The organism is Limosilactobacillus caviae, assembly GCF_014635905.1.
GTDB classification, from domain to species: domain Bacteria; phylum Bacillota; class Bacilli; order Lactobacillales; family Lactobacillaceae; genus Limosilactobacillus; species Limosilactobacillus caviae.
This window is the reverse complement of sequence record NZ_BMDS01000004.1, coordinates 1-24,067: the sequence shown is the minus strand read 5'-3', so window position 1 is coordinate 24,067 and position 24,067 is coordinate 1. Positions and strand designations below refer to the sequence as shown.

Genomic DNA, 24,067 nt, shown 5'->3' with positions numbered 1-24,067 from the left:
ACGCTGTTGTTTAGTCCTAATAGATAGAATATTCATTAATACACAGTTACAAAGCAATCTCTATTTAATTAAACTTTCTAATTTTAAAAGCAATTCCCTTGCCCCTTCGACATTGGAATTGCTTTTATTTCACCACCAATTAGGTTTGGTAACCGTCACTGGAACAGTTTGGTCGCTGACCTTCAAGTACGCTTCTCCGACATTAAGTCCTTTCACACCTAAATCATTCATTTCCAGACTTCTTATTTCATTATCATCAATCAAACAATGAATAATCCCGTTACTAAACTGTGAACGCAATTTTGCGGGCAGATCAAGCGGGGATTGAGTAGTCAAAATCACCTTTAAATGCAGTTTTCTTCCTTCTCTTAAGACCTGAAAAATCCCATTATCAGGCAATTTCTTCTGGTCTTGTGGCAAATAGCGGTGAGCTTCATCAATCACAATGTTAACAGGAAGTTGTTGGGGCGCTTGGAACCGCATATTTAATATCTTTTTCATTAAAAACGAGATTAAAGCCCGCTGACTATCTTCGTATCTTTTTAGAAGGGATAGGTCAATTACTAGGGTACGGTGGGTACTGCGTTGAGTTAGGAACATTTTTAGGATAAAGCTAAGCTCCGTTTTGAAACTTCCCGGATGTGAAACCGTATCAAAAACAGTTTTAAACATTTCACTATTAATACGCTCGCGAAGAGTTGTCAGCATCCCCCAATTATGATTAATAGCTAAGCGGTCATACTGTTGTCCCAGCAAGTGATAATCGGCCCGGTCATCCGCGAACGGAATAATAAACTCTTCAATTAATTGATTAACCAATTGTGAAAGATCATAATCAACCGCCCAGCTCCCTAATTGTTCAAGATAGTGCTGGTAATTTTGAATTTTCTGTCCGCATTTTATATAGGCTTTATCTTGTTCAACAAGGTTATGTTGGATCCGAAGAGCAGTAATCGCCTGATTTAATTTATCTTGAAAATCAGGCGAAGGGGCTAGTTGCAAAACTTCTTGAAGTTCGTTAGCTGATAAGGAGCCCGCTTCAAGATAGGCATTAACTCCCAGTTTATACGTAATTGCATTTGGTAATTGGGCATATTCGCCTGTCGGATCGAGAACGATTGTCGTTTGGTTACGGTGCTGAAGATAATTCAATAACGACAGCGTAGTAGTTGTCTTACCGCTTCCGGTTTGTCCAACAATTAGGAGATGGCGGGCAAGAATCCTCGCTACCATTTGCTGCTGTTTTTCCCGGCTTACCTTATCATTGAATGAAAATATCTCCTGCTCGTTACTCAAATCCAGTTACCTCTTTTACTTATCTTTTGTTAATTTACGACGAACTAATGTGGGATCTGCTTTCCCTGGATTCAATTCTACTAGTTTTCCCGACCCGCTGTAAATAATCCATTCGGCTAAATTAACAATATGGTCCCCTGCTCGTTCTAAATTACGGATAACTGCGAGGTAGCTTTCATAAGCTTTGACATCTTCGCCACCCTTAACCAGCGCCTTCATAATCTCTTTTTGAAGCTTCACATAGAGTAAATCAACTTTCAAATCGTCATTAGCAACTTCATAAGCAACCTGCTCATCAGTATATACATAAGCATCAAGGATTCGTTCCAGCATCTTCCGGACAATCATCATCATCTGCTCAATCGGCTGTTCAATTTCTTCATGATGTTCAAACTTACTTAACGTAATCGCTGCCCGCGCAATATGGGTTGAATAGTCCCCTAAACGTTCAATATCCGTACTAGCCTTTAAGATACTAATGATTTTACGAAAATCAGTTGCAACGGGATTTTGCAATGCCATCAGTTTAAGGGCCTGCTTTTCTAAACTAACTTCTTCATCATTAATCTTCATATCAGCATTTAGCACTTTATCTGCCAGGGTCGCGTCATGATCAGTAAACGCTTTTGTTGCTTGATAGATCTGTTCGCTTGCGTCAATTCCCATTTCCATAAAATGGCTGCGTAAACGTTTTAACTCGTCGTCAAAAATTGCTCCCATTTTCTTTACCTCCTAGCCAAACTTGCCGCTCAGATAATCAGCTGTTTGCTGCTGCTGCGGGTTCATAAATACTTCAGCCGTCTGATTAAATTCAATTAATTTTCCTTGGTGCATAAACGCTGTCCAATCGGCCGACCGCGATGCCTGCTGCATGTTATGGGTTACCATAATAATAGTAAATTTCTCTTTTAATTGTACTAAAGTATCTTCAATTTGCGAAGTTGAAACCGGGTCTAATGCACTCGTCGGCTCATCCATTAAAATAATCTCTGGTTCAACGGCAAGTGTTCGCGCAATGCAAAGACGCTGCTGCTGACCACCGGATAATGCTAAGGCGCTTTCTTTTAAATGATCCTTAACTTCTTCCCATAAGGCTGCTTGGCGAAGACTTTCCTCCACTCGCCGGTCAAGTGTTTGACGATCCTTAACCCCCGCAAGCCGTAATCCGTAAATAACATTTTCATAGATTGATAGCGGAAAAGGAGTCGGCTGCTGAAAAACCATCCCAATCTGCTGACGAATACGATAGACATTCACTTTTGCCTGGTTAATATTCAAATTATGAAAATTAATTTCACCTTTGACCGTTGCTAAATCATCATTCATCCGGTTTAGGCTCCGCAATAACGTTGATTTCCCCGAACCAGACGCGCCAATCATCGCTGTAATCTTATTTTTAGGGAACTTCATGGAAACATCGTGAACAACGTGTTTATCGCCATATAGTACCTGTAAGTTCTTCACTTCAAGAGCAATTGAATTTTCCATTCTCTTATCCTCACTTTGCAAGTCGTCGCTTAATTAAGTAACCAATGTATCTGGCAAGTAAATTAAAAATCAAAATCGTTAAAATCAAAACTGCCACCGAACCATTTGATACGGCACGGGCATCCGGTACCAGTCCTTCACTATTAACTTTCCAAATATGAACAGCAAGTGTTTCCGCAGGTCGTAAAGGATTTAAAAAACTGGTTGGACTAAACGGATTCCAGTCAGTATAACTAATGGCAGGCGAGCTTTGTCCGGCAGTGTAAATCAATGCTGCTGCCTCACCAAAGATTCGGCCGGCACTTAGAATAGCCCCAGTGATAATTCCCGGTAAAGCTGCTGGTAAAACTATTTTAGTCGTTACACGCCACTTAGACATTCCCAGTCCTAATCCGGCCTGCCGCTGAAGATAAGGAACCTGACGAAGGGCATCTTCACACGCTCGCGTTAGCATTGGCAGGTTCAAAATTGTTAATGCTAGTGCTCCGGCAAGTAGGGAAAAGTCTAATCCCCATTGCAATACAAAAATCAGGTAGCCAAATAGCCCAACAACAACCGATGGCAAGGAACTTAAAACTTCAATCGCTAATCGTAAAAGGTTTGTCCAACGATTATCCGGCGCATATTCACTAAGATAGATTGCTGCACACAACGCCAATGGGACTGAGACTAAAAGCGTTAAAACTACGAGGTATAGCGAATTAAATAGCTGATCACGAATTCCTCCGCCGCTTCTAAATGATTCTGCGCTTGAAGTTAGGAAGTGCCAAGATATGTGCGGAATTCCTGATAATAATAGGTAAGCTAACAAAGCAAATAAAACCACCCCCACTAATCCGGTTAAAGTTAGAATTATTACGGTTGCTAGCCGATCAATTTTTTCTGGACGCATTATTTTACCCCTTTCCGACTAATAAGCCGCATCAACAGATTAAATGCTAAGGACATTACTAAAAGGATTAAAGCTAAGGACCATAACGCATTATTAGAAATTGTCCCCATTACTGTGTTCCCGATCCCCGTCGTTAACACACTTGTTAGGGTAGCAGCTGAATGCATTAGCCCGGTTGGCATCACCGTTGTATTTCCGATTACCATTTGAACAGCTAAGGCCTCACCAAACGCACGGGCCATTCCAAAAACCATTGCCGTTAAAATACCGCTTTTCGCGCTCGGAATAATTACCCGGGAAATAGTTTGCCACCGGGTTGCCCCTAATCCTGCTGAAGCATTGCGGTACTGCTGAGGAACAGCTTTAAAACTATCAATTGTCATTGAAGTCATTGTCGGTAAAATCATCAGAAACAATACACATGTTGCTGCCAAAATACCAAAGCCTGTTCCGCCAAATGACTGTCGTAAGAAAGGTACAACGATGGTCAAACCAACGTATCCGTAGACCACTGACGGAATACCAACTAGCAATTCAATAACTGGTTGTAAAAATTTGTATGCTGTTGATGGCAGCATTTCAGTAATTGCAATTGCGACTACTAGTGCTAACGGCAGTGCGACTATTCCCGACAAGAGGGTAACGCTAAAAGAAGTCGCAATCATTGGCAATGCCCCAAATAAATGGTGGCTTGGCTGCCAGTTTATTCCCGTTAAAAAATTCCATAAAGAGTAGTGATTGCCGGTAAATAAGGCAATTCCTTTTAAGGTTAGAAAGATTAAAATCGTTGCGACTAATCCCCCAATTAGGGTAATTGCAAGGTAGCTAATTATTTTTCCCGAAACTTCCTGCTTACTCTCGGCAGAGGGCTGAGTCAACCGTTGTCGTAAGTCTTCCATCATATCTATTTCCTTTCAGTTACTTTCCCGCTTGGTGTTTTTGCAACTTTCATATCATGAATACTAATATAGTGAGCATCAGTTACAAGTGTTTTTTGAACTTTTTCGCTTTGCATATACTTGATAAACTCTGTCGTTGCATTCGATGGGTGCTTTTGCGTATACATATGCTCATACGACCATAATTGCCACTTATTAGTCGTAACATTCGCTGCAGTTGGTGCTACTCCATCAAGATTGATTGCCTGTACTTGGTCATTAAGATAAGCAAAGGCAATATAGCTAATTGCTCCTGGCGTGTTCCTGATAATCTCCTTAACCGTCCCGTTTGAATCTTGTTCCTGCGCATTAACAGCTTGCATTCCCGGTTTTAAAACCGTCTGTTCAAAAGCAACGCGGGTCCCGCTTCCGTGCGCCCGGTTGATAACTGTAATCGGTAAATCTGGTCCGCCAAGTTCTTGCCAATTAGTAATTTGACCTGTAAAAATTTGTTGTAACTGATCCATTGTCAAATTCTTAATGCCAAGATGCTCATTAACAATTGGTACAATTCCAGAAACAGCAACGATATTATCATTTAACTTTCCAGCATTAATGCCATCTTGCTGGTCAGCAAAGATATCAGCTGATCCAATATTCACTGCGCCTGCTTGAACCTGGCTAAGACCTGTTCCCGACCCGCCACCTTGGACAATAATACTTGTTTGCGGGTGATTAATCCGATAATCATTGGCAACTGCTTCAGCAAGAGGCTGTAAAGCTGTTGACCCAACAATTGTAATTTTTTCCTGTGATGGCTGCTGCCTAGCAAGGACCCACGACCCGCCTAGCCAGCACCCCATTACAAGCAAAACAATGCTGATAACTATTTTTTTCATTGCTATTTCCTACCTGTTTATTAGTTGTTTTCGCATATCTCGTATGGTACAAATAGAGAATAACAAGTCGATGTAAAGTTTTAATCTTTATAATGTAAAGGTTATGTAAATTTTGGAGAAATATTATGACCAATAAATTTTTGCTAATGAGTCAGCAAGATACTCTGGTACAAGAATTACAAAATATATGTAAAAAGGCCCACTGGAAATTCGAGTTAGTAACTACGCCGACCGGTCTTGTGGTTGCCTTAGAAAAAGAAAAAATCAGCGGTATCTGGTGGGATATGACCGAAGTAAGTTTGGATACGACTATTGCGACAATGACCCTTATCCGCCACCAGGTTCAAGGACCGATTACTATCTTTACCCCGCGGCTTACGGAACGGATCCAACGTAAACTCTACCGTGCACGTGTCGATGATGTCCTCGCCACCCCTATTATCCCTTCCATTTTCCGTCCCTTAATTGAACAGCGGTTATGGACTTACCACTATCCGCAACTACATTCACTAGCCGACCAGGAAAAGGCAACGGAAGATACGGTCATGACTGCTGGTGCGTGGCAAATCAATCAGGAATCCTATACAGTTACCAAGAACGGCGAAACAATTGCTTTAACTCCAAAAGAATTCCAACTATTATCCTACTTAGTTGACCATCAAGGACAAGTATTAAGTCGCGACCAGCTTGTTAACGGTGTATGGGGGTATGATATCCTTGATACTTCACGAATTGTTGATATTCATATCAGCCATCTTCGCGATAAACTTGAGGATGATTCACAACATCCCACCCATCTTCTTACTGTCCGCGGGTTCGGTTATAAATTTGTTTAAAAAATAGAAGGCTGAAAAGTACATCTCTTTTCGGTCTTCTATTTTCTCTATTTAATTTTAAACATCTTATAATAAATTACTTTTCTATAAATTATCCAAATAATCGATAAATCGCGGCATTTCTTCTAACTGATCGGCTGTTATTTCCCGGGTAATCGTATGATCCTCTGAAAATACATAAACACGGTCAACCAACGACCTAATCTGATTAAAATGGTGACTTGAAATAATAATTGTTTTTCCCGCTTGATGTAACTGATTAATTATTTGCGTAATCAGTGTCCGATACTTGGGCGACAACCCATTAAACGGCTCATCAAAAATCATAATGTCCGGGTTCATCGTTAGTACACTGGCAATCGCTACTAATTTTTGCTCACCACCGGATAAGTGATAAGGAACACGGTCGCGGAGCCGCTCAATCTTCAATAGCTTTAAACAATCATTTACACGCTGTTCAATTTCATGCTGCGGTAAGCCGAGATGTTCTGGGCCAAATGCTATCTCATCAGTCACACTAGTATTAAAGAGTTGGATATCACTATTTTGAAATACAAAGCCGAACTTTTGATAAAATGGCCCTGTTTTTGTTGAATCTTTTAGGAACTTCTTATCAATTACCAAATCGTCAAAAGTATACCGGCCGTTTTCTAAACTATATAATCCAACAATCGTTTTTAATAGCGTCGACTTACCAGAACCATTTGGGCCCATAATACAAACGGCATCACCACGATTAATCTCAATATTGACATCGTGAAAACCGGTCTGTGTTCCATAAGTGTACGCACCGTTAGCTATTTTAATCATGCCACCACTCCTTGTGTTACAAAGTATGCTGCCACTGCAAATAACAATTCACCCATACTAATCAAGTCATATTTATTCCAGCTAAGCTTTCTCCTCGCAATGCTGCTATTATTATATCCTCGTAATAACATTGCCTGATAAAGGTCGCCCATTCGTTTTTTTGCCGACAAGTAAACCTGACCAATAATAACCCCAAGAACTCGGCGATTTACATGTTGTCCAAATGTTCGCAACTTAATACTGCTGAGCAGCTCCTGAATATAAACGCCAAGGGTATAAACATACTTCATTGTAATATCAAGAGTTAAAATTATGACACTCGGTAAATGTAACTGCTCTAGTCCCTGAATAAACTGGGGCCATGAAGTAATACTTAAGAATATGGAAATGTTTAGCATAATTAATGCAACTCGTGTCAGAAGCAAACTAATATTATTAGCCTGCAATAAGAGACTCGGTAATAATACAAGCAACGAAACCGCCATCAATTTGACCAGCTTTTTGGTGATTGTAATAATTACAGACCCCGGCAAAATAATGAGGTGCGTTAATAGAAGAATTAAAATTAGCCATAAAAACATAACCTGTGATGATAAAACAATTAAAATCGTTAACCCAATCAGCTCAATAATTCGTACCCACGGTGAATTTTTAGCTTTATAAACCGGCGTTATTCGCGTAAGAAAAGCAACAAGTGTCGCAAACCTTGTTAAATTATCTTGTACTAACCGGCCTTTAGTTAATTGTACCTGGTGCCGCTCTGAATTCATTAACCAAACTGGCAATTTTGTCGGCACCGCTTTGTTTTTTTTACTTATTTGCGGCTTTATTTGTTGAGCCATAAATTGACATCAGCACCTTACTTATTAGGAAGAAAATTAAAATTGCGGTAATAGCGCTCAAAATATAGCCAATCGGTAAAGACGTCCCTGGAATCGTATAATCTCCAAATAAGGCAGTATAGTTAAATCCATGGCTCATCCCCGTAGGAACCGTACTAGAAATGTGCTCAACCTTCAACCGCTGCAATAGTTCAGCGTTATCCCATTCACCAAAAGCAGTTCCTGTTGTAAGCAGGCCGATCGGTGACAGAACAGCTAATCCGATAATTACATAGATGAGGTATTTAATTGAACCCTTTTTTGTATCCTTTACCATGGTATTTTGATAAATCTCATTTGGTGCCACTCGCTTGACGAACGAATAAACAACGTACGTAAAGAACGCTTCAATCCAACCGGCAACAGCTAAGTGAGCAAAGGCCATTGCGGGAATCGTAACTGCTAGCGGGTATGGATTATACAAGGGCGCACCGCTTGCTGTATGAGCAATTAGCGGCTGAATCCCTAGTTCTAGTCCCGCCATCAAAGCCGCCAAGTTAATTCCGCAATAGGAACCAACGACTGTCCCAATACTAGGATGGTGGTGCTTTCGCAAAAAGTTATAGATCCAATAACCAGTAAACGGCATGATAATTGCCATATTAAAGATATTAGCTCCTAACGCTAAAATTCCACCATCGCCAAATAGGAACGCTTGCAGAATTAACGCAACCGTCACTGCAATACTGGCCGCGTATGGCCCAATCAGGATTGCAAGCAGCGTACCTCCAACCGCGTGAGCACTAGTTCCGCCCGGTACCGGCACGTTAAACATCATCATTAAGAAAGATAATGAGGCCGCAATTCCAAGCATCGGCGCAAGCTCCTTATGTTCTTTTAACTGAACTTTTACTTTTTTAGCTGAGACAGCGATAACCGGTGCAGCCACTGCAAACATTACCGCACAAGTTCCCGGACTCAAATAGTTATCTGGAATATGCACTAAAATCCCGCTCCTTTAATTTACTATGCGTCACTTTAATAATTCTTTAGCATAATCTTTCCCCAGCACGAGGAAGAGACCTGCATATACTGCAAATAACCCGCAGATCATATCAGCAAGAATATATACAATCCCAATCCAAACTTGACCGTCCATAAATAAAACGGTAATACCCTGGGCAAAAGATGAGAAAGTCGTTAAACCACCACAAAAACCAGTCGTAATAATCGTGTGCCAGTCTTTAGGGACAATTTTCTTCAAAAACCATGCTGTAAATAAACCAATAATGAAGCAACCAACCGCGTTAACAATCAAAACAGCAAGCGGATCAGCAAAAGGTGGCTTTATCCATAAGTCGGAAACTATTTCACACGCATACCGGAGAACGCCACCGAAGAAACAACCGACACCGATTACGAGTAACTTTAACCCATTTGACATTCTACACTCTTCCTTTCTACAGCCATGAGTGGAACCATAATCCTAAGTACACACAACAAATGCATGCAATAACACTTCCTACCCAGTAAGTCCACGCTAAAAGCTTCTTACCAGATTTGAAATATTTTAATGTTTCTAGGGAAAAGGTAGAAAAAGTCGTTAATCCGCCACAAAATCCGGTTGCTAGTAATACATTCATCGTATTCCGCAATTCATCACTTGTTACCATGCCGGCAAAAACTCCAATTAGTAATGAGCCAATTAAGTTTGCCATAATGGTGCCCCAACGGTAATGGTCATAATCTGTGTTTAATACGTCAGATAAGAGACTACGTAATCCACCACCAAAGAATGCGCCTACTCCGGCCGCAAGCAAGTCAGTAATAATAATATTCATTCTCTTATCTCCTCATTTTTTTATGCCTGTTCTCGCTCAAGGTGCTCACTCTTCCGTAAGTTAAGTTCGGAAAGATGAAGCTTCTTTTCACGGTAATAGCTGATGAACTTCCACATTAACTTGTGATTTTCAAACGCACTATTACTTAACAGACGGAAAACCAACCCATCCTGTTCAAGCAATGAAATTCCATAGTGAATATCAACATCGAATTGGGACAAGTATTTCCGTAATTCCTCAACCGTGTCTTGAGTAATATTTTCATCAATAATTACTACTGAATTGAAGTTTAATTTTCCTTCAAAATAACCGATCTCTTGCATTGGATCAGTCTCTGGGTCGACAAGGAGGAAGTCATTGTAAACGAGGTGACCATCGTAGTTAATCTTCGTCTGCAAGCCAACTTCATCATATTGAAACGGCGCGCCATCTGGAGACCAACCCTTTGAAAGACCATCAGTAAGGATTAACTTAGCACCCTTTTGCATGTCAATTGTTGTCTTTTGACGGTAGCGGGCATCCTTATACGGAATTGTTTCATCTTGGTAAAATTCCAAAATCGCATTTTTGCCAAGCTTGAAGTCATCCTGTTGCGTGGTTGTTTTATGATGTTCACATTTGTAGACATAAGTTGGCGATTGCGTAGTAACGATTGCGTGACTGTTATCATCTAAAGTAATTTGGTGATGATAACTTTCGCCTTCTACATATCCTCCACCAGTAGTGATGAGGAAATAATATGGGATATTGTCCTTGTTTGGTTGGCAAAATGATAACCATGAATTTCCCTTACGAAAGGTCCGCTTAGCAAAGTCACGACCATTCTTGTGAGTAAATTCCAGGTCAATCATGCCATCATAATCTTTACTTTTCATCTTCCAAGTCCTCAAGTAATACGTCCTTCTTCAACCAGTTAATTACACCATCAAGACCTTCATCAGTCTTCAAATTGGTAAAGAGGAAGTTGCCATCGTTACGGAATTTTTCTGAGTCTGCCTTCATCCGGTCAAGATCCGCACCGACATACTTTGCCAAGTCAGTCTTATTAATGATGAAGAGATCAGACTTAATCATTCCTTGACCAGCCTTTCGAGGAATCTTTTCCCCTTCAGCCACATCAATAATGTAAATCGAAAAGTCAACTAGTTCTGGGCTAAACGTTGCGGCTAGATTATCACCACCACTTTCGATGAAGATTAGGTCCAGGTCATTGTTGAACCGTTGCTCTAGTTCTTCAACAGCAGCCATATTCATTGAGGCATCTTCACGAATAGCTGTGTGGGGGCAGCCACCAGTTTCAACACCAATAATCCGGTCTTCATCAAGTACTGAGTGTTTTGCCATATATTCAGCATCCCACTTGGTATAAATATCATTGGTAATAACACCAATATTGTAGTCATTATGAATTTGCCGGGTAAGTCGTTCAATCAACTGGGTCTTTCCTGAACCAACAGGACCACCAACACCAATTCGTACTGCACGTTTCATAATTTTTAACTTCCCTTCCAAAATTATTAAGACATAAATAGCCGTGATTCTTGTGTTTCGTGATTAATTTGCGCCATTTCGAGGCCAGGAGCATTTGCACCAAGATAAGATGCGTCAAGCTTCATCACTTGTTTGTATAAAGGCTTAAGCAGCTTAATAAGGTCATTTAAGATAACCTGCCCCTGCCGCTGACCAAGGGGAATTGCCCGCACTGCGTTTAACACTAAGGTTGAGGCAACACTATAGCCATACATTAAGAAAGCATCGAGCAATGGAACCCCCTTATAATGAGCAAACATTGAAAAGACGATTGCAGGGTTACCATAAGCTTTGCCATCATCAATTGCCTGCGCATATTCCTTTAAGTGTGGAACTTTGTCACCATATATTTTTTGAATAAGGACAATCATCTGGTGAGCAATCAGCTTTGTACCATTCCGCGTTTCAATAGCCAATGTAGATTTAGTAATTTGATCATCATATTCAATCAGCTTATCAAAATCATGCTGCTTAATTGCCTCATAGCACAATTTCACGAGAAGACCTTCACCAAACCGAAATTGCGACCGGTAATAGTTTTCAAGCCAAATTCGAAATTCGGGAGCCTTTTTAATCACGTTTGTCCGGAGATAATTTTCCATTCCGAACGAGTGGTTAAAAGTACCGATTGGGAAGGTAGAATCACAAATTTGGAAAACTTCAAGATAATTTAGTTTCTTTGTTAATTCATTTTCCATCTTCTATCCCTACTTACTTTGTTAAGTCTAAATATTCAAGCGGTTGGTCTAATTGAACCTTCTTTAATTCGTAATTAATATCATGCTTATCAAGCATCTTAACAACGACTTTATCGAGCAATAATGAAATCTTCCCATCCTTAATTTGAACCGGCTTGTGCAAATTACCAAGGAAGTGGGCAACGAGACCCATTTCATTAATATCACGCGGAGTTATTTCAATCATTTCATCAGCGATTACGCTTAAGACAAGCAGTTTCTTATCGCCAAGTTTGAAAGCAGAACCATTTTCCAGAATTTGGTCTTCATTATCAAGCCGGATACCATATTCATTTCCATGGTCAGTCTTAACCCGCAAAATATTCTTCATCAAATCATCGCTCTTAACCATTGCCGTCTCGATATGATAGCTGCCAATGTTAGGAATGTCATCTACATTACGATAAACTTCTGTTAAAACCATAACTATAAAACCTCTTTTTTATTTAATTTTTATAAAAGGAGATTGGGGCACGGCTCCCAATCCCCTTGGTAAATCTAATTTAAGATTAGAATAGGTAGTAACGTTGAGTTAATGGTAGTGTTGGCGCTGCATCACAGGTGATCAGCTTGCCATCAATCTTAACGTCATATGTTTGTGGATCAATTTCAATTGTCTTTGGCGTGTAATTATTAAGCTTCATGTTAGCCTTAGTAATGCTCCGGGTATTGTGAACAGGAAGGATAGTCTTGTTCAAGCCAAGTTGTTCTTTAATACCGTGGTCGTAAGCATATTGAGATACGTAGGTTACACATGTGTGGTTAACAGCACGGCCTTCAGCACCGTAAAGGTAACGTTCAAGAACTGGTTCTGGTGTTGGAAGACTTGAGCTTGGATCACCAGCAATACCGTATGTGATCATACCGTTCTTAATAACCATGTCAGGCTTGGTACCGAAGTATTTAGGATCCCAGATATTCAAGTCAGCGTACTTACCAACTTCAATTGAACCAACATAATCTGAAATACCGTTACAGATAGCTGGGTTAATTGTGTACTTAGCAACGTAACGCTTGATCCGGTTGTTATCATCGTACTTGGAATCACCTTCAAGCGGTCCGCGAACCTTCTTCATCTTGCTTGCTAATTGCCAACAACGCATAGCAACTTCACCAACACGTCCCATGGCTTGCGCATCAGAAGTCATCATACTGAGGGCACCCATATCTTGGAGCACGTCTTCGGCAGCTTCAGTTTGTTTCCGAATACGTGATTCAGCAAAGGCAACATCGTCAGGAATCTTAGGGTTAAGGTTGTGGCAAACCATTGTCATGTAGAACAATTCATCAAGGGTGTTCTTACAATATGGGTTAGTTGGAGTTGTTGATGATGGAAGAACATTATCTTGACCAGCAACAACCATAATGTCAGGAGCGTGTCCACCACCGGCACCTTCAGTGTGGAATGTGTGAACTGTATTGCCGTTAAAGGCATTGATGGTGTTTTCAACGAATCCACCTTCGTTTAACGAGTCAGTGTGGACGGCGTATTGAACATCATACTTATTAGCCGCAGCAATTGAATTTTCAATTCCGGCAGCAGTAGCACCCCAGTCTTCGTGAGTCTTAATGGCAGCACATCCGGCTTCGATTTGTTCACCAATCAATTCTGGACGTGAACCAGAACCCTTAGCCATCAAACCATAGTTAATAGGAGCGTTATCAACCGCTTGAAGCATCCGGTGAGTGTACCATGCTCCAGGGTTACAAGTAGCGGAACGAGTACCATTAGCAGGACCGGTACCACCACCAAATAAGGTTGTAATACCGTTATCCAAAGCAGCTTGAGCAATGGATGGGGTAATGTAGTGAACGTGGAGGTCAATTCCACCAGCGGTAACAATCATTCCTTCACCAGAAATGGCTTCAGTACTTGCCCCGACAATGAAATCAACGTTATCCATGACGTCTGGGTTACCACCTTTACCAATGGCAAGGATCTTACCGTCACGAATACCAATATCCGCCTTATAAATTCCAGTCCAATCAATAATAAGTGCATCAGAAATAATTGTATCGGCAACCATTGGATTTCCGGCACGGGTTTCAGTGGCACTAACACCCATTCCATCACGAAGGACTTTTCCACCACCGAATAAACTTTCTTGACCATGAACTGTTAGGTCTTTTTCGACTTTGGCAAATAAGTCTGTATCGCCTAGTCGTACGCTATCGCCAGTAGTTGGTCCGTAAAATGAGGCAAACTGCTCGTGATCCATATCAAAACTCATAACTTTACCTCCTCTTTACTTTTCTTCGGGATAACTCTTCTCAAGCGGGTACCCATTGTATGTGTCAGCTTTCTTATCAACATCAAGCCAACCATTAACTTTATTGTTAAAGCCGAATACCCGGCGTTTTCCACCAAAGTCAATGAGTTTAACGGTCCGCTCTTCACCAGCTTCTAGACGAATAGCAGTTCCGGCTGGTATGTCAAGGTGCTTACCCCATGCCTGGCTACGATCAAATTGTAGACCTTGCTCGTTTGCTTCGTAAAAGTGGTATTCTGAACCAACTTGGACAGGACGGTCACCAACGTTTTTTACTTTGAGTGAGATATCATCGTAACCAACATTGTATGGTACTTTGTCTGGTTGTAACTTATATTCTCCAGGAACCATTTTGTTTCCTCCTTCTTTAGATGCTAAAAATTAGCGAATTGGGTCAGTAACAGTGATTAGCTTCGTGCCATCAGGGAATGTTGCTTCAACTTGAATCATTGGAATCATTTCTGGAATTCCTTCCATAACATCATCCTTAGTTAGCCAAGTTGCGCCTTCATTCATTAACTCACCAACAGTCTTGCCATCACGAGCGCCTTCCAACAGGCGACTGGTAATTAGGGCAACTGCTTCTGGCTGGTTTAGCTTTAAGCCACGATCCTTCCGCTTTTCTGCGATCATTCCGGCTAAGCTAATCATCATTTTTTCTTGTTCACGCTTTGTGAGCCTCATTATCTATCCTTCCTTTCTCTAGCTAAATAGATTTTAGTTAGGCCAGTAGTTTAGGAGCATTAGGAATCCCGGAATCCATGCTGTACAAATTCCTTCAATGATTCCTAAATATCCAGGGAACTTACCAAGATTCATTTTTAGATTGTTGGTTAGGAATCCCGTTAACCAAAGAATTCCCCAGGCCCACCAGATGATGCCGTAAATCCAATTGCCGCCATAACCTTGGAAACAAAGGATCCCGGCTGGAATTGAGTTAATCGCAACAAATAGACTGAACCAACCATACAGACGCTGGTCAAAATCACAAAGAGTGTTAAACGCTACATAGAGATAAGTAAATGCGAATAGCAATCCAGTGGCACTAGCATAGAACCAACTTGCTGGCTTATCATTAATAATTCCCCACGATAAAGCAACAACGTTAAGAATTAAGCTAAGTCCGCCAGTAAAGAAGTTCATAACCACAATCGATTTATCCTTTATGCCCTCAACAGCATAAAAGCCATTGCTCATTAATACCATGCCGACATAAAGCAATATACAACCTAACAATTCATTTTCGCCTCCTTTCGTTGAGACGAGTTTGATAATCAAGAAATTTAATTAATATCGTATGTTGTTTCATTTAACAACGTATGATCGAGTCCTTCAGAAATAACCTTATCTGTTGGACGAATGTTAGTAAGCGCACCTAGTAACTTAAGTAAAATAAACGTGATTACAAATGAATAGACGGCAACTAAAATAACACCGCCAGCTTGGATCAAGAATTGATGACCACTAGCACCGATTCCATTAACTGTTCGATCAGCGAGGATACCAATTAACATCGTTCCGGTAAATCCACCAATTCCGTGGACACCCCAAACACCGAGTGCGTCGTCCCAGCCAATCTTTTCTTGCAAACTAACTGCTAAGTTACAAATAATACCAGCAGCTAAGCCCACTAGAACCGCAGCAGATGGATTAATATAACCCGCACAAGGTGTAATCGTCGCTAAACCAGCTACTGAACCAGTTAAAACATCAATAAAGTCAAACTTTCCACGAACAAACTTTGCGTATAAGATCCAAACAATCATTCCGCTCGCTAATCCGATGGCCGTATTAGTAAAAGCCTTTGTTGCTAATGCACCGGCTTTTAAGGCCCCGCCTGAATTAAAACCAAACCAGCCGAACCAAAGAAGACCGGTCCCAATAGCGGCTGCCATCAGATTGCTTGGCTTCATTCCGCTCTGCTTTAGCTTTCGTTTTCCAAGAACGATAATACTTGCTAAGGCAGCAAAACCAGCTGTGGTGTGAATAACGGTACCACCAGCAAAGTCAACGAAGCCCCATTTTGCAAGGAATCCATTGCCCCATACCCAGTGACAAACCGGAATATAAACGAGGTATGTCCAGAAAATCAATAGCAAAATGTACCCTTTCATGTTAAGCCGTTCTGCAAATGCCCCACTAATTAGCGGAACAGTAATTACACAGAACATTAACTGGAATAAGAAAAATAGCGCAAAGGGAATTGAAGCTGCATGAACAGCGTTAGGAACTAAGCCAACATGAGCAAGGGCAAAGTAATCAGAAATACGTCCAATCACGCCGCCTTCATCTTTGCCAAATGCCAAGCCAAAGCCTCCATAGACCCAAATCAAGGTTACAATTCCCATTGAAATAAATGATTGCATCATAATGTATAAGACGCTTCTCTTCCGAGCTAATCCGCCATAGAAGAAAGCAAGACCTGGTGTCATTAAACAAACCATAGCTGTGCAAAGCATCATAAAAGCCGTATCACCACTATTAATATGCAAATGTAATTCCTCCTTTAACTAATAATTTATTAATGAAGCACCGATAATAAACATAAAAAAGCAAAATGATTATTAAAGCCTTTCCACTAATATTTACTTTTTATAATACTATTGATATTAATTATTACAAGAAAAGAGGCTTTTATTTTCATAAAAATATAATTAGAATAAAAAAGCCCATGAAAATTATATTTTTCATAGGCAAATATCCGTATATTACATTTAGTTTTATTAACAGCAAGAATAAAATATAAATCAAACATAACGGCCAATTACATTTTGATAGCTTAAAAGTTCTTTTTGTTCCATTGATGAATCAGGTAAAACAACTTGGTCGCTATCTTCACCATTATATTCATCCATTTGCTGACGACCCCAGACACCAAGAGCCGTTACAATCCGCGCCAGCTCTTCACCGCCAGTCGTTAAAACAAAGCAGCCAGCCTCTTGAATTGGGCTAATTATATATTTTTCTTGTAGGTCCTCAATTATTGTTATCAAACGATTACTAGAAATTCCTGCTAACAATTCTTGAAGGTCCTTAAAATCGAGTGGTTTAACACCAAGCCAAAATAGGGCTCGCGGATAATCATTTTTACGTAAAAAACTTAATGAATAGGCAATTCCTTGATTATTTTCTTGATCCATTATTAGCTCCACCCCAAACAAAAAAATTTATATTACTATATAATAAATTATATCATGGAAAATGAAAGCGCTCAAAAGATAACACTATTTTATTTATCAGCTCTTTAATAAAAGTACACAAGATGGATAATAGTATATTATAGTAATACTAAAAATACTTATAAATATTTTTAGTATAATTACTTTTTTAGTAAACTCTTCGCTTCTTTTATCCCATAAAAATGTGAAACAGGGTTCGGTGTCTTGTGAGCAATCATTACCTGTTTGGCTTGTTCACACTGAATCTTAGCTGCAGGTAATTCTTGGCATACTTGGGCATAAAAAGATAATTGGCGTAATTTAATCGCTAACTGGCTCCGCGCTTTAGTCAATGTTAGGTTTAACATCTGTTTATAATTTTGAATGAAGAAGCGTGTTTTGCGTCTCTGCAATGCATAATTCACTGAGTTGCTCTTAATCCGGTGAATATCCTGACTAGTAATCACTTTTTGCCGTAATAGGTAATTAAACATCGTAATCTGCTGGTCAATTTGGCGCCAATCAGTCGCAAGTTCTGCAAGTAACTGATTGATTTCTTCTTTCGTAAGCCGATGTGGCCGACCGTTATTTAGACGAGCAGATAGCCCTTTCAACTCTTCATAATCACGCCGATGAAGGGGAAGGTCAACCTGGCTGAATAGGTTACAGCGTTGATATAAAACTGTCCCCTCATGGTTCTTAAACCCTTGATGATCAAGGACAAACTGAAACATTGTCTGGGGAAACCGTTGACCAGCCTGATACGCTAATAAAATACTATCCATATAAAGATTAATCTCGTTAATCCCCGATTGGATCTCACGAGTAACTTTCGCTGGAATACTTGCATGTTGTTGAAAGTGTGAAATGCCAAGCGATAATTGCTGTCCCGTAGTCCGTGATCGGAGAATAAATTGATTTTTTAGTCGGCGGCCGCAATCACAATAAAGATTTTCTCCAGAATGATCATGAGAACGTTGGTACCATGGATCGATCACCATCCCCTGAAATTCCCAATCTGTGTGTGAAAGATAATGACGAGTATGAAAGCGTGATAGCATAGCGTAGCGGGTAAACTCACTAAGCGCTTTTATTTGTTCAACCGTTAACTGGCGAAGAATAGCTGTTCGTTGTTGGTGCGTTAAGGCAATGATCTTATCCATGGTTTTCTCCCCTTCTAAAAATACCTTTCCACTATAGCAGAACAAATGTTTGATTTCAAATTGTTTATTATCTTATTTTCTGGTAAAATATTTATTCATAAGGAGTGATATTTTTTGGATTTAGACATACAGCCCGTGAGGTTGAGTTTAAAAGAATATAGACAGGTCAAACAACTATATATGCGCGCGTTTCCGAAGTATGAACGAGAACCATGGTCGTGGCTCCGCATTAAGAGCAGGTACCGCCAAGCTGATTTCATGGCTTTTTATGACCAAGACCAGTTTGTCGGCTTTGCTTACGTTATCCACAGTCATGGTATGCACTATATTTTATATCTTGCAGTTAATGATCAGATTCGTTCACAAGGATACGGGACACGGATTATCGATGAGCTTCGTGACCTTTACCCTGAAGATTCGCTTGCCCTCGATATTGAGCAGCCGGATCCCCATGCCGCTAATAATCAGCAACGATTACGTCGGCTTAACTTCTATAAGCGCAATGGCTTCTTCCCGACTCCAAAACTATTCAAAGAGGAAAAAGTCACTTTTCAAGTTTTAGCAACAAATAAAAAAATCAGCCAACATAAAGTGGACAAGATTTTTGAATGGTTCTCTTGGCCACTAGGCTGGTTGATTCAATAGAAGATGTTTAATATAAGCTGAATGGACTAAGGATAAGCGGTCTAATTCAGCTTTTTATTTACTTTAAGAATTTTTGTGGATAAATCTTTTAAGGATATCCTAAAAGATTTAATAATTAGTTTAACCACCAACAATAACCTACCCCACTAACTAAGAAAATGATATTCTAGAAAACAACTCAAAAAGCTTAGTTTCTTCAATAAACAAGGAGGGATTCTCATGACTACTAGCAACAACATTCAAAACCATAAAGGCTTCCTAAACAAAGTAAGCTTTATTATCGTTTCAATTACGCTAAGTCTTTTTATCATCTTCGGTACCAGTCAACGTGCTTCTGCTGATACAACTACTGCCGAACCTGCAAAGATTACGGTTGCAAAGCCATTTGAATCCAAGGTTTCCCCTATCAAAATTATTCACACTAATGATCTCTTAAAAAACAATTATGTTGACTTACGTTCTAAAAGACAACTAGAACAGGAGCAAACAATTAAGTAAGATGCAGAAAAGGGCTTCAGTGTTCGGTTTTACCGAGCAGTGAAGCCCTTATTTGTGTTTTACCAAGCTTTGTTATTTAATCATCGTCTTCATAATGAAGGTCATCAAATTTCTTATCTGCGTTTTGTTGCGCCATATCCTTGGATTGGTAATATACCGCTTGCGTCCAATTTTCAGCACCGCCTGCTTGGACTAAAACCTTAACCTGCTTACCATCAATTGTTTCAATTTTTACAGTATAAGATGAGCCATCCCCTGCCGATTGTGTCCAGCCACGGAGATTTAGCCACCGTGAACCATTAACATTATAAAAACTTACCTTTCCCCAGTTCTTTGTGGCGTTTTGGACATCTTCGCTTGTGTAATTATCCTCATCTTCGCCAAATTGTGGATCTTGTTTATAAAGCTGGGTTGTTTCATGATCGTCGCCTTCTGCAAATGTAAGCGAATGGGCACCAAAAACAATCGTCGAATCAGAATCATTATCAGCCGAGTACCATGTACCCTGCATCTCACTTGGCACATCAATGATTCCTGCGCGGCCATACTTGTGATCATTTTCTGTACTACTTATGCTTGATGAAGCATTATTATTCCCGCTCCGCTTGTCAACAACCTGGGCGTGGGCGGCTAAATCATTAACGAGCTTCCCCTGCCCATTTTTGTTAACATACTCAGCCATTTCCGCCTTTGAAATAGTCGCGAGCTTCGTACTCTTCTTATTCTGCTTAACGTTTTGGTAGATATTTACATTATCATTGTTAACAGTGTACATCAATCCCTGTGACGCGCCGCCAGCTGTTACATCATAAGCTACTCCCTGACCGCCATCACTCAATTGATATTTGGAACTCGGATAAAGATTCACTTGTAGTCCATCTTTTTGAGCTTGTTTAACCATAGCTGCCCAATTTCCGCCATAGCGTAATCCGCAATAAGTGCTAATCAAGCTAACTGCTTCCTGCGGACTTAAGTTATCACTATTAATTTTAACATTACTCTTAGCAACCAACAGACTACTGCTTGATGAAGATGAAGAAACACTCTTACTATTATTTTGATTGCCACAACCAGCCAATAATAGACTAAGCCCGGTAACCATTAAAAAACCTATTTTCTTATCCATACCGATTCTCCCCATAAAAAATGCTCTCTGTAACGTGTACAAAGAGCATTTCTACTTATTAATTAAGCCCGTGACTTGTAACTACCATCAGTGGTGTTGATGATCAACTTGTCACCGTTCTTGATAAATGCAGGAACGTTAACAACCAAACCAGTTTCCATGGTTGCAGGCTTACCACCACCATCAATAGTAGCACCCTTAATCATCGGTTCAGTTTCAGCAACAGTTAATTCAACAGTAGTTGGTAATTCAACACCGATAATGTCGCCGTTAACAAAGTTTAAAATAACCTTCATGTTTTCAACAAGGTAGTTCTTGTCGTCACCAAGCAAGTCATGACTTAAGCTGTATTGTTCGTAACTTTCAAGGTCCATAAATACGGCTGAATCACCTTCATCGTAAAGGTATTGAGCAGAACGCTTGTCAACGTTAACTTGTTCAACCTTTTCAGATGGACGCATTGTAGTGTGGACAATTGAACCTGAGCGAAGGTCTTGGATGTCCATTTGCATTAAAGTGTTACCCTTACCAGGCTTGTGGTGGTTGATTTGAAGAACCTTTAATAACTTACCGTCACGTTCAAAAACCATACCTTTTTTCAAATCAATTGTTTGAATCATAGTATAAAACTCCTTCATATAAAAACTGAACTCTTTTACAGATTAATGATGCTTATGAGTAGCCTTAATCTATGGCTTCGTTCCCCGCCATTAATTATGAATAATTATCATTCACAATTTACATTCACAGTCTATTGTATCACATTCACTAACCACGACAATAGCGCTTCTCAGCATGTTTTATCAATTGAAAAAACTGTTTGCTTACTGAGTAATTTTCAATAAGCAAACAGTTTTTATTTGATCAGTATTATTAAACTAGCTCAAGATGTAATTGCTTTTCACCGATGAAACCTGCTCGTTTTAAGACAAGATAGAGAGTTACGGATAAGATAGCAGGTACAACAACCCCAAAGACCATGTATGTGCTGAACTGAGCCCAGCCACGTGAAAGATAAGCGATTGGTGCAATCAAGGAGTTTAGTCCCAATCCCCCTAAAGTAGATGTCGAACGGAAATTAAACAGAACCGTTGCAATTGGCGCACAAACAGCTGCAGAGACAACCGTTGGAACCAAGAGATAAGGATTAATGAGAAGGTTAGGGAATTGGACTTTAGGCGTAACTAGTCCCTGGGCGATGTTTGCGCCAAGATCATTTTGGCGGAATGACATTGCGGTGAAACCAACAAATTGAGCAGTCGTACCGATCAAAGCGGCGGCTGAGGAGACCGGATCAAGCATCAGTGCAACGGCTAAGGCTGCAGAGGATGCTGGTGTCATCAGAAATAGGGCCCACACAACGGAAATTACCATTGATCCTAGAACTGGTGAAACTTGCATACTATGCGCAATGTACGCAGAAACCGCAAGTAATGCTGGTGTAACAACCACAGCAACCACTAGTCCAAAACCAATTCCAACAGCTAGCGCGCCAAATGGTACCAGAACCATATCTAACGGTGTTTTCCCAGTTAAATATTTACCAACTAAAACTGCCACCACCGCAGCAAGAACTGCAGAGAGCGGCTGTCCAGTGGTAAATACAGGTGCTCCTACTGTGGAAACAGTTGCTTGACCAGTTGCCGTCAATCCCTTAACAGCAACATTAGTAAAGTGAACCCCATTAGATCCTACCGTTGCCGCAACCATTGATGCAAAAGTTACAAGGGTATTAGTGTTCATCTGTGAAGCAACCGCCACCCCAATTGCAGGCGCTAATAATGCTTGGGCTTCCCCGCCAATTAATGTTAGAACATGAATGCCCGTCAAGTTACCAATTGTTTGGGTTAATAGTCCGCCTCCCAGGACGACTAAAATAGCGTTAGCCACCGCCGCAAAAATTCGATAAGCCGCTTCCTTGACTTTTGATGAATTTTGATAAGTTGCATTAGCTTTAGAACTGCTAACTTGATTTTCCATCATTAACGCCTCCTTGTAATTTATTTTTTGATTAATGATTGTTGTCAGTTTATCTAAGATAGAATTAAAAGTCAATTATATTTCTAATTAAACTTTAATCATAATCAAAGGATTTGTTTTATTAAATTTAGGGTTTCTTGCAGCGTTAAAGTAAGCGTTTTTGTAAATATTTTCTTAAGAAGAAACTAACAATTTATTTAAACGCCATGTTAATATGAAATGCTTTATTTACTTTTATCGGTTTAGCTAGTAATTTCTGCTATATCCGACAGCCCGTAAATATAACTTTTAAAAATAAATATTTTTATGTGCTTGGTGTTGAAAAAAAGGTAATATAAGGGTGATAAATAAAATTTAATAAATTTATTTAAAAGAAATGAATTTATTCTTTCTGATCCCCCCACTTGGTTCAGTTGCCTTGAATCTAATAGCTATCTTCTAGCTGCTATCATTCATCGTTTTTTATTTATCATTTTTCATTAGAAAGGAGTCGATCTAAGAGATATTTTAATTTTGTTTTGTTAACCTTATCGGCAGCATCAATTACAGCTAATTTAATTTATCTTAACCCCACAAGCTACTTTTCTTCCTTTACTTATAAATGATTAAATTACTTGTTGGCATGGGCCGGTACTATTAACTTAACATTGGGATCTCTTTTGGTGTTTCTCTTACCCTTTAGAAACGCTGTTGTTTAGTCCTAATAGATAGAATATTCATTAATACACAGTTACAAAGCAATCTCTATTTAATTAAACTTTCTAATTTTAAAAGCAATTCCCTTGCCCCCTTCGACATTGGAATTGCTTTTATTTTAACCATACCTTCAATTCAAAAAGCCCATGCTATTTCTAGCATGGGCTTTTTCTTCTGCTTCGAGTTTGTTGCTATGAATCTGTTAAGCCACTATATCCATTGCATTACGTTGTTAAGTCGTTGCAATAAACCATCTTCAAATTAACCACAACTCTCCGCATAGCTTATCTTATCCGTTCAACGTTTTATTAATCTTCTTTCCGACGCTTCTTTCCAGCAGCCAAAAGTCCGGTTAATCCTAATGCAGCTAATCCAAGGGCTGCTGCAGAACTGCTGTTTTCGTTACCTGTTTGTGGTAGCTTCTTAGCTTCTTGATTAGCAGCTGGCGTTGCCTTAGCAGGTGTTGCTGCCTTTGGCGCAGCTGGTGCTTCAGGCGCTGCCGG

General features: G+C 39.9%; 29 protein-coding genes. 3 read left to right on the top strand and 26 right to left on the bottom strand.

The features are described 5' to 3' along the window. Window positions 1-129 precede the first annotated feature (129 nt). The 6 genes from IEU90_RS06195 to IEU90_RS06170 are packed head-to-tail and all read right to left on the bottom strand — an operon-like array spanning window position 130 to window position 5,453. Entirely contained in the window at window positions 130-1,296 is a 1,167-nt protein-coding gene (locus IEU90_RS06195) for an ATP-binding protein (RefSeq protein WP_225431276.1), read from the bottom strand. Window positions 1,297-1,311: 15 nt separating this feature from the next. Beyond that, window positions 1,312-2,016 (bottom strand): phosphate signaling complex protein PhoU, encoded by a 705-nt coding sequence (phoU, locus tag IEU90_RS06190; protein WP_153709843.1) that lies wholly within the window; start codon window positions 2,014-2,016, stop codon window positions 1,312-1,314. A gap of 12 nt (window positions 2,017-2,028) precedes the next feature. Next, entirely contained in the window at window positions 2,029-2,784 is a 756-nt protein-coding gene (pstB, locus tag IEU90_RS06185; RefSeq protein ID WP_153709842.1) for a phosphate ABC transporter ATP-binding protein PstB, read from the bottom strand. A gap of 10 nt (window positions 2,785-2,794) precedes the next feature. Further along, window positions 2,795-3,676, bottom strand: coding sequence for a phosphate ABC transporter permease PstA (gene pstA, locus IEU90_RS06180; protein ID WP_153709841.1), 882 nt, complete (start codon window positions 3,674-3,676; stop codon window positions 2,795-2,797). Then, entirely contained in the window at window positions 3,676-4,575 is a 900-nt protein-coding gene (pstC, locus tag IEU90_RS06175) for a phosphate ABC transporter permease subunit PstC (protein ID WP_188357883.1), read from the bottom strand. The genes pstA and pstC overlap by 1 nt, the downstream gene beginning before the upstream one ends. A gap of 5 nt (window positions 4,576-4,580) precedes the next feature. Further along, entirely contained in the window at window positions 4,581-5,453 is an 873-nt protein-coding gene (locus IEU90_RS06170; protein WP_153709839.1) for a phosphate ABC transporter substrate-binding protein, read from the bottom strand. Between the two features lie 125 nt (window positions 5,454-5,578). On the opposite strand from IEU90_RS06170, the gene IEU90_RS06165 reads away from it, so the two are divergent. Beyond that, window positions 5,579-6,289: a winged helix-turn-helix transcriptional regulator gene (locus tag IEU90_RS06165; RefSeq protein WP_153709838.1), complete on the top strand. Its 711-nt coding sequence runs from the start codon at window positions 5,579-5,581 to the stop codon at window positions 6,287-6,289. A gap of 84 nt (window positions 6,290-6,373) precedes the next feature. On the opposite strand, the gene IEU90_RS06160 is transcribed toward IEU90_RS06165, so the two are convergent. From IEU90_RS06160 to IEU90_RS06085, 16 genes are all read right to left on the bottom strand, one after another. Continuing rightward, window positions 6,374-7,099 carry an energy-coupling factor ABC transporter ATP-binding protein gene (locus tag IEU90_RS06160; RefSeq protein WP_153709837.1) on the bottom strand — a complete coding sequence of 242 codons (726 nt, stop codon included), beginning with the start codon at window positions 7,097-7,099 and terminating at the stop codon, window positions 6,374-6,376. Then, complete coding sequence (locus IEU90_RS06155) at window positions 7,096-7,941, bottom strand: energy-coupling factor transporter transmembrane component T (protein WP_188357882.1); 846 nt, start codon at window positions 7,939-7,941, stop codon at window positions 7,096-7,098. Before IEU90_RS06155 ends, IEU90_RS06160 begins: the two co-directional genes overlap by 4 nt. Further along, window positions 7,910-8,923 carry a cobalt transporter CbiM gene (gene cbiM, locus IEU90_RS06150; protein WP_188357881.1) on the bottom strand — a complete coding sequence of 338 codons (1,014 nt, stop codon included), beginning with the start codon at window positions 8,921-8,923 and terminating at the stop codon, window positions 7,910-7,912. The genes IEU90_RS06155 and cbiM overlap by 32 nt, the downstream gene beginning before the upstream one ends. 30 nt (window positions 8,924-8,953) lie before the next feature. Continuing rightward, window positions 8,954-9,364, bottom strand: a complete 411-nt coding sequence (crcB, locus tag IEU90_RS06145) for a fluoride efflux transporter CrcB (protein ID WP_153709835.1) — start codon at window positions 9,362-9,364, stop codon at window positions 8,954-8,956. 16 nt (window positions 9,365-9,380) lie between these two features. After that, window positions 9,381-9,761, bottom strand: a complete 381-nt coding sequence (gene crcB / locus IEU90_RS06140) for a fluoride efflux transporter CrcB (RefSeq protein ID WP_182602755.1) — start codon at window positions 9,759-9,761, stop codon at window positions 9,381-9,383. A 20-nt stretch (window positions 9,762-9,781) separates the two neighbouring features. Then, a complete protein-coding gene (locus IEU90_RS06135) occupies window positions 9,782-10,636 on the bottom strand; it encodes an urease accessory protein UreD (RefSeq protein WP_153709834.1) in 855 nt (284 codons plus the stop codon). Continuing rightward, window positions 10,626-11,252 carry an urease accessory protein UreG gene (ureG, locus tag IEU90_RS06130; protein WP_153709833.1) on the bottom strand — a complete coding sequence of 209 codons (627 nt, stop codon included), beginning with the start codon at window positions 11,250-11,252 and terminating at the stop codon, window positions 10,626-10,628. The genes IEU90_RS06135 and ureG overlap by 11 nt, the downstream gene beginning before the upstream one ends. A gap of 26 nt (window positions 11,253-11,278) precedes the next feature. Continuing rightward, complete coding sequence (locus IEU90_RS06125) at window positions 11,279-11,989, bottom strand: urease accessory protein UreF (RefSeq protein WP_153709832.1); 711 nt, start codon at window positions 11,987-11,989, stop codon at window positions 11,279-11,281. Between the two features lie 13 nt (window positions 11,990-12,002). Further along, a complete protein-coding gene (locus IEU90_RS06120) occupies window positions 12,003-12,452 on the bottom strand; it encodes an urease accessory protein UreE (RefSeq protein WP_153709831.1) in 450 nt (149 codons plus the stop codon). An 85-nt stretch (window positions 12,453-12,537) separates the two neighbouring features. Then, window positions 12,538-14,259: an urease subunit alpha gene (gene ureC / locus IEU90_RS06115; RefSeq protein WP_153709830.1), complete on the bottom strand. Its 1,722-nt coding sequence runs from the start codon at window positions 14,257-14,259 to the stop codon at window positions 12,538-12,540. Window positions 14,260-14,274: 15 nt separating this feature from the next. Continuing rightward, a complete protein-coding gene (locus IEU90_RS06110; protein WP_035154118.1) occupies window positions 14,275-14,649 on the bottom strand; it encodes an urease subunit beta in 375 nt (124 codons plus the stop codon). Window positions 14,650-14,679: 30 nt separating this feature from the next. Continuing rightward, entirely contained in the window at window positions 14,680-14,982 is a 303-nt protein-coding gene (locus tag IEU90_RS06105) for an urease subunit gamma (RefSeq protein ID WP_035154116.1), read from the bottom strand. Between the two features lie 33 nt (window positions 14,983-15,015). After that, window positions 15,016-15,534: an AmiS/UreI family transporter gene (locus IEU90_RS06100; RefSeq protein ID WP_153709829.1), complete on the bottom strand. Its 519-nt coding sequence runs from the start codon at window positions 15,532-15,534 to the stop codon at window positions 15,016-15,018. Between the two features lie 47 nt (window positions 15,535-15,581). After that, on the bottom strand, window positions 15,582-16,760 hold the full coding sequence (locus tag IEU90_RS06095) for an ammonium transporter (protein WP_225431281.1): 1,179 nt from the start codon (window positions 16,758-16,760) through the stop codon (window positions 15,582-15,584). A gap of 285 nt (window positions 16,761-17,045) precedes the next feature. After that, complete coding sequence (locus IEU90_RS06090; protein ID WP_153709827.1) at window positions 17,046-17,438, bottom strand: winged helix-turn-helix transcriptional regulator; 393 nt, start codon at window positions 17,436-17,438, stop codon at window positions 17,046-17,048. 179 nt (window positions 17,439-17,617) lie between these two features. Next, window positions 17,618-18,619, bottom strand: a complete 1,002-nt coding sequence (locus tag IEU90_RS06085) for a hypothetical protein (RefSeq protein ID WP_153709826.1) — start codon at window positions 18,617-18,619, stop codon at window positions 17,618-17,620. 114 nt (window positions 18,620-18,733) lie between these two features. Here IEU90_RS06085 and IEU90_RS06080 point away from each other — a divergent pair, with 114 nt between their 5' ends. Together IEU90_RS06080 and IEU90_RS06075 are read left to right on the top strand one after the other, a co-directional pair. Next, complete coding sequence (locus IEU90_RS06080) at window positions 18,734-19,264, top strand: GNAT family N-acetyltransferase (protein ID WP_153709825.1); 531 nt, start codon at window positions 18,734-18,736, stop codon at window positions 19,262-19,264. Between the two features lie 219 nt (window positions 19,265-19,483). Further along, a complete protein-coding gene (locus IEU90_RS06075; RefSeq protein WP_153709824.1) occupies window positions 19,484-19,762 on the top strand; it encodes a hypothetical protein in 279 nt (92 codons plus the stop codon). 76 nt (window positions 19,763-19,838) lie between these two features. On the opposite strand, the gene IEU90_RS06070 is transcribed toward IEU90_RS06075, so the two are convergent. The 4 genes from IEU90_RS06070 to IEU90_RS06055 all read right to left on the bottom strand — a co-directional run. After that, the gene (locus IEU90_RS06070) at window positions 19,839-20,888 is read right to left on the bottom strand and encodes a hypothetical protein (protein WP_153709823.1); all 1,050 of its coding nucleotides are present in this window, start codon (window positions 20,886-20,888) and stop codon (window positions 19,839-19,841) included. A gap of 62 nt (window positions 20,889-20,950) precedes the next feature. Further along, window positions 20,951-21,508: an elongation factor P gene (gene efp / locus IEU90_RS06065; RefSeq protein WP_003674998.1), complete on the bottom strand. Its 558-nt coding sequence runs from the start codon at window positions 21,506-21,508 to the stop codon at window positions 20,951-20,953. Window positions 21,509-21,761: 253 nt separating this feature from the next. Next, window positions 21,762-22,943, bottom strand: a complete 1,182-nt coding sequence (locus tag IEU90_RS06060; RefSeq protein WP_153709822.1) for a PTS sugar transporter subunit IIC — start codon at window positions 22,941-22,943, stop codon at window positions 21,762-21,764. A 929-nt stretch (window positions 22,944-23,872) separates the two neighbouring features. After that, on the bottom strand, window positions 23,873-24,067 hold a 195-nt coding region (locus IEU90_RS06055; protein WP_188357880.1), incomplete at its 5' end, for an LPXTG cell wall anchor domain-containing protein.

Coding starts and splice junctions, on each gene's coding strand:
- phoU (WP_153709843.1), bottom strand. CDS start 2,016: ATGGGAGCAATTTTTGACGACGAGTTAAAACGTTTACGCAGCCATTTT.
- pstB (WP_153709842.1), bottom strand. CDS start 2,784: ATGGAAAATTCAATTGCTCTTGAAGTGAAGAACTTACAGGTACTATAT.
- pstA (WP_153709841.1), bottom strand. CDS start 3,676: ATGCGTCCAGAAAAAATTGATCGGCTAGCAACCGTAATAATTCTAACT.
- pstC (WP_188357883.1), bottom strand. CDS start 4,575: ATGGAAGACTTACGACAACGGTTGACTCAGCCCTCTGCCGAGAGTAAG.
- IEU90_RS06170 (WP_153709839.1), bottom strand. CDS start 5,453: ATGAAAAAAATAGTTATCAGCATTGTTTTGCTTGTAATGGGGTGCTGG.
- IEU90_RS06165 (WP_153709838.1), top strand. CDS start 5,579: ATGACCAATAAATTTTTGCTAATGAGTCAGCAAGATACTCTGGTACAA.
- IEU90_RS06160 (WP_153709837.1), bottom strand. CDS start 7,099: ATGATTAAAATAGCTAACGGTGCGTACACTTATGGAACACAGACCGGT.
- IEU90_RS06155 (WP_188357882.1), bottom strand. CDS start 7,941: ATGGCTCAACAAATAAAGCCGCAAATAAGTAAAAAAAACAAAGCGGTG.
- crcB (WP_153709835.1), bottom strand. CDS start 9,364: ATGTCAAATGGGTTAAAGTTACTCGTAATCGGTGTCGGTTGTTTCTTC.
- crcB (WP_182602755.1), bottom strand. CDS start 9,761: ATGAATATTATTATTACTGACTTGCTTGCGGCCGGAGTAGGCGCATTC.
- IEU90_RS06135 (WP_153709834.1), bottom strand. CDS start 10,636: ATGAAAAGTAAAGATTATGATGGCATGATTGACCTGGAATTTACTCAC.
- ureG (WP_153709833.1), bottom strand. CDS start 11,252: ATGAAACGTGCAGTACGAATTGGTGTTGGTGGTCCTGTTGGTTCAGGA.
- IEU90_RS06125 (WP_153709832.1), bottom strand. CDS start 11,989: ATGGAAAATGAATTAACAAAGAAACTAAATTATCTTGAAGTTTTCCAA.
- IEU90_RS06120 (WP_153709831.1), bottom strand. CDS start 12,452: ATGGTTTTAACAGAAGTTTATCGTAATGTAGATGACATTCCTAACATT.
- ureC (WP_153709830.1), bottom strand. CDS start 14,259: ATGAGTTTTGATATGGATCACGAGCAGTTTGCCTCATTTTACGGACCA.
- IEU90_RS06110 (WP_035154118.1), bottom strand. CDS start 14,649: ATGGTTCCTGGAGAATATAAGTTACAACCAGACAAAGTACCATACAAT.
- IEU90_RS06105 (WP_035154116.1), bottom strand. CDS start 14,982: ATGAGGCTCACAAAGCGTGAACAAGAAAAAATGATGATTAGCTTAGCC.
- IEU90_RS06095 (WP_225431281.1), bottom strand. CDS start 16,760: ATGATGCTTTGCACAGCTATGGTTTGTTTAATGACACCAGGTCTTGCT.
- IEU90_RS06090 (WP_153709827.1), bottom strand. CDS start 17,438: ATGGATCAAGAAAATAATCAAGGAATTGCCTATTCATTAAGTTTTTTA.
- IEU90_RS06085 (WP_153709826.1), bottom strand. CDS start 18,619: ATGGATAAGATCATTGCCTTAACGCACCAACAACGAACAGCTATTCTT.
- IEU90_RS06075 (WP_153709824.1), top strand. CDS start 19,484: ATGACTACTAGCAACAACATTCAAAACCATAAAGGCTTCCTAAACAAA.
- IEU90_RS06070 (WP_153709823.1), bottom strand. CDS start 20,888: ATGGATAAGAAAATAGGTTTTTTAATGGTTACCGGGCTTAGTCTATTA.
- efp (WP_003674998.1), bottom strand. CDS start 21,508: ATGATTCAAACAATTGATTTGAAAAAAGGTATGGTTTTTGAACGTGAC.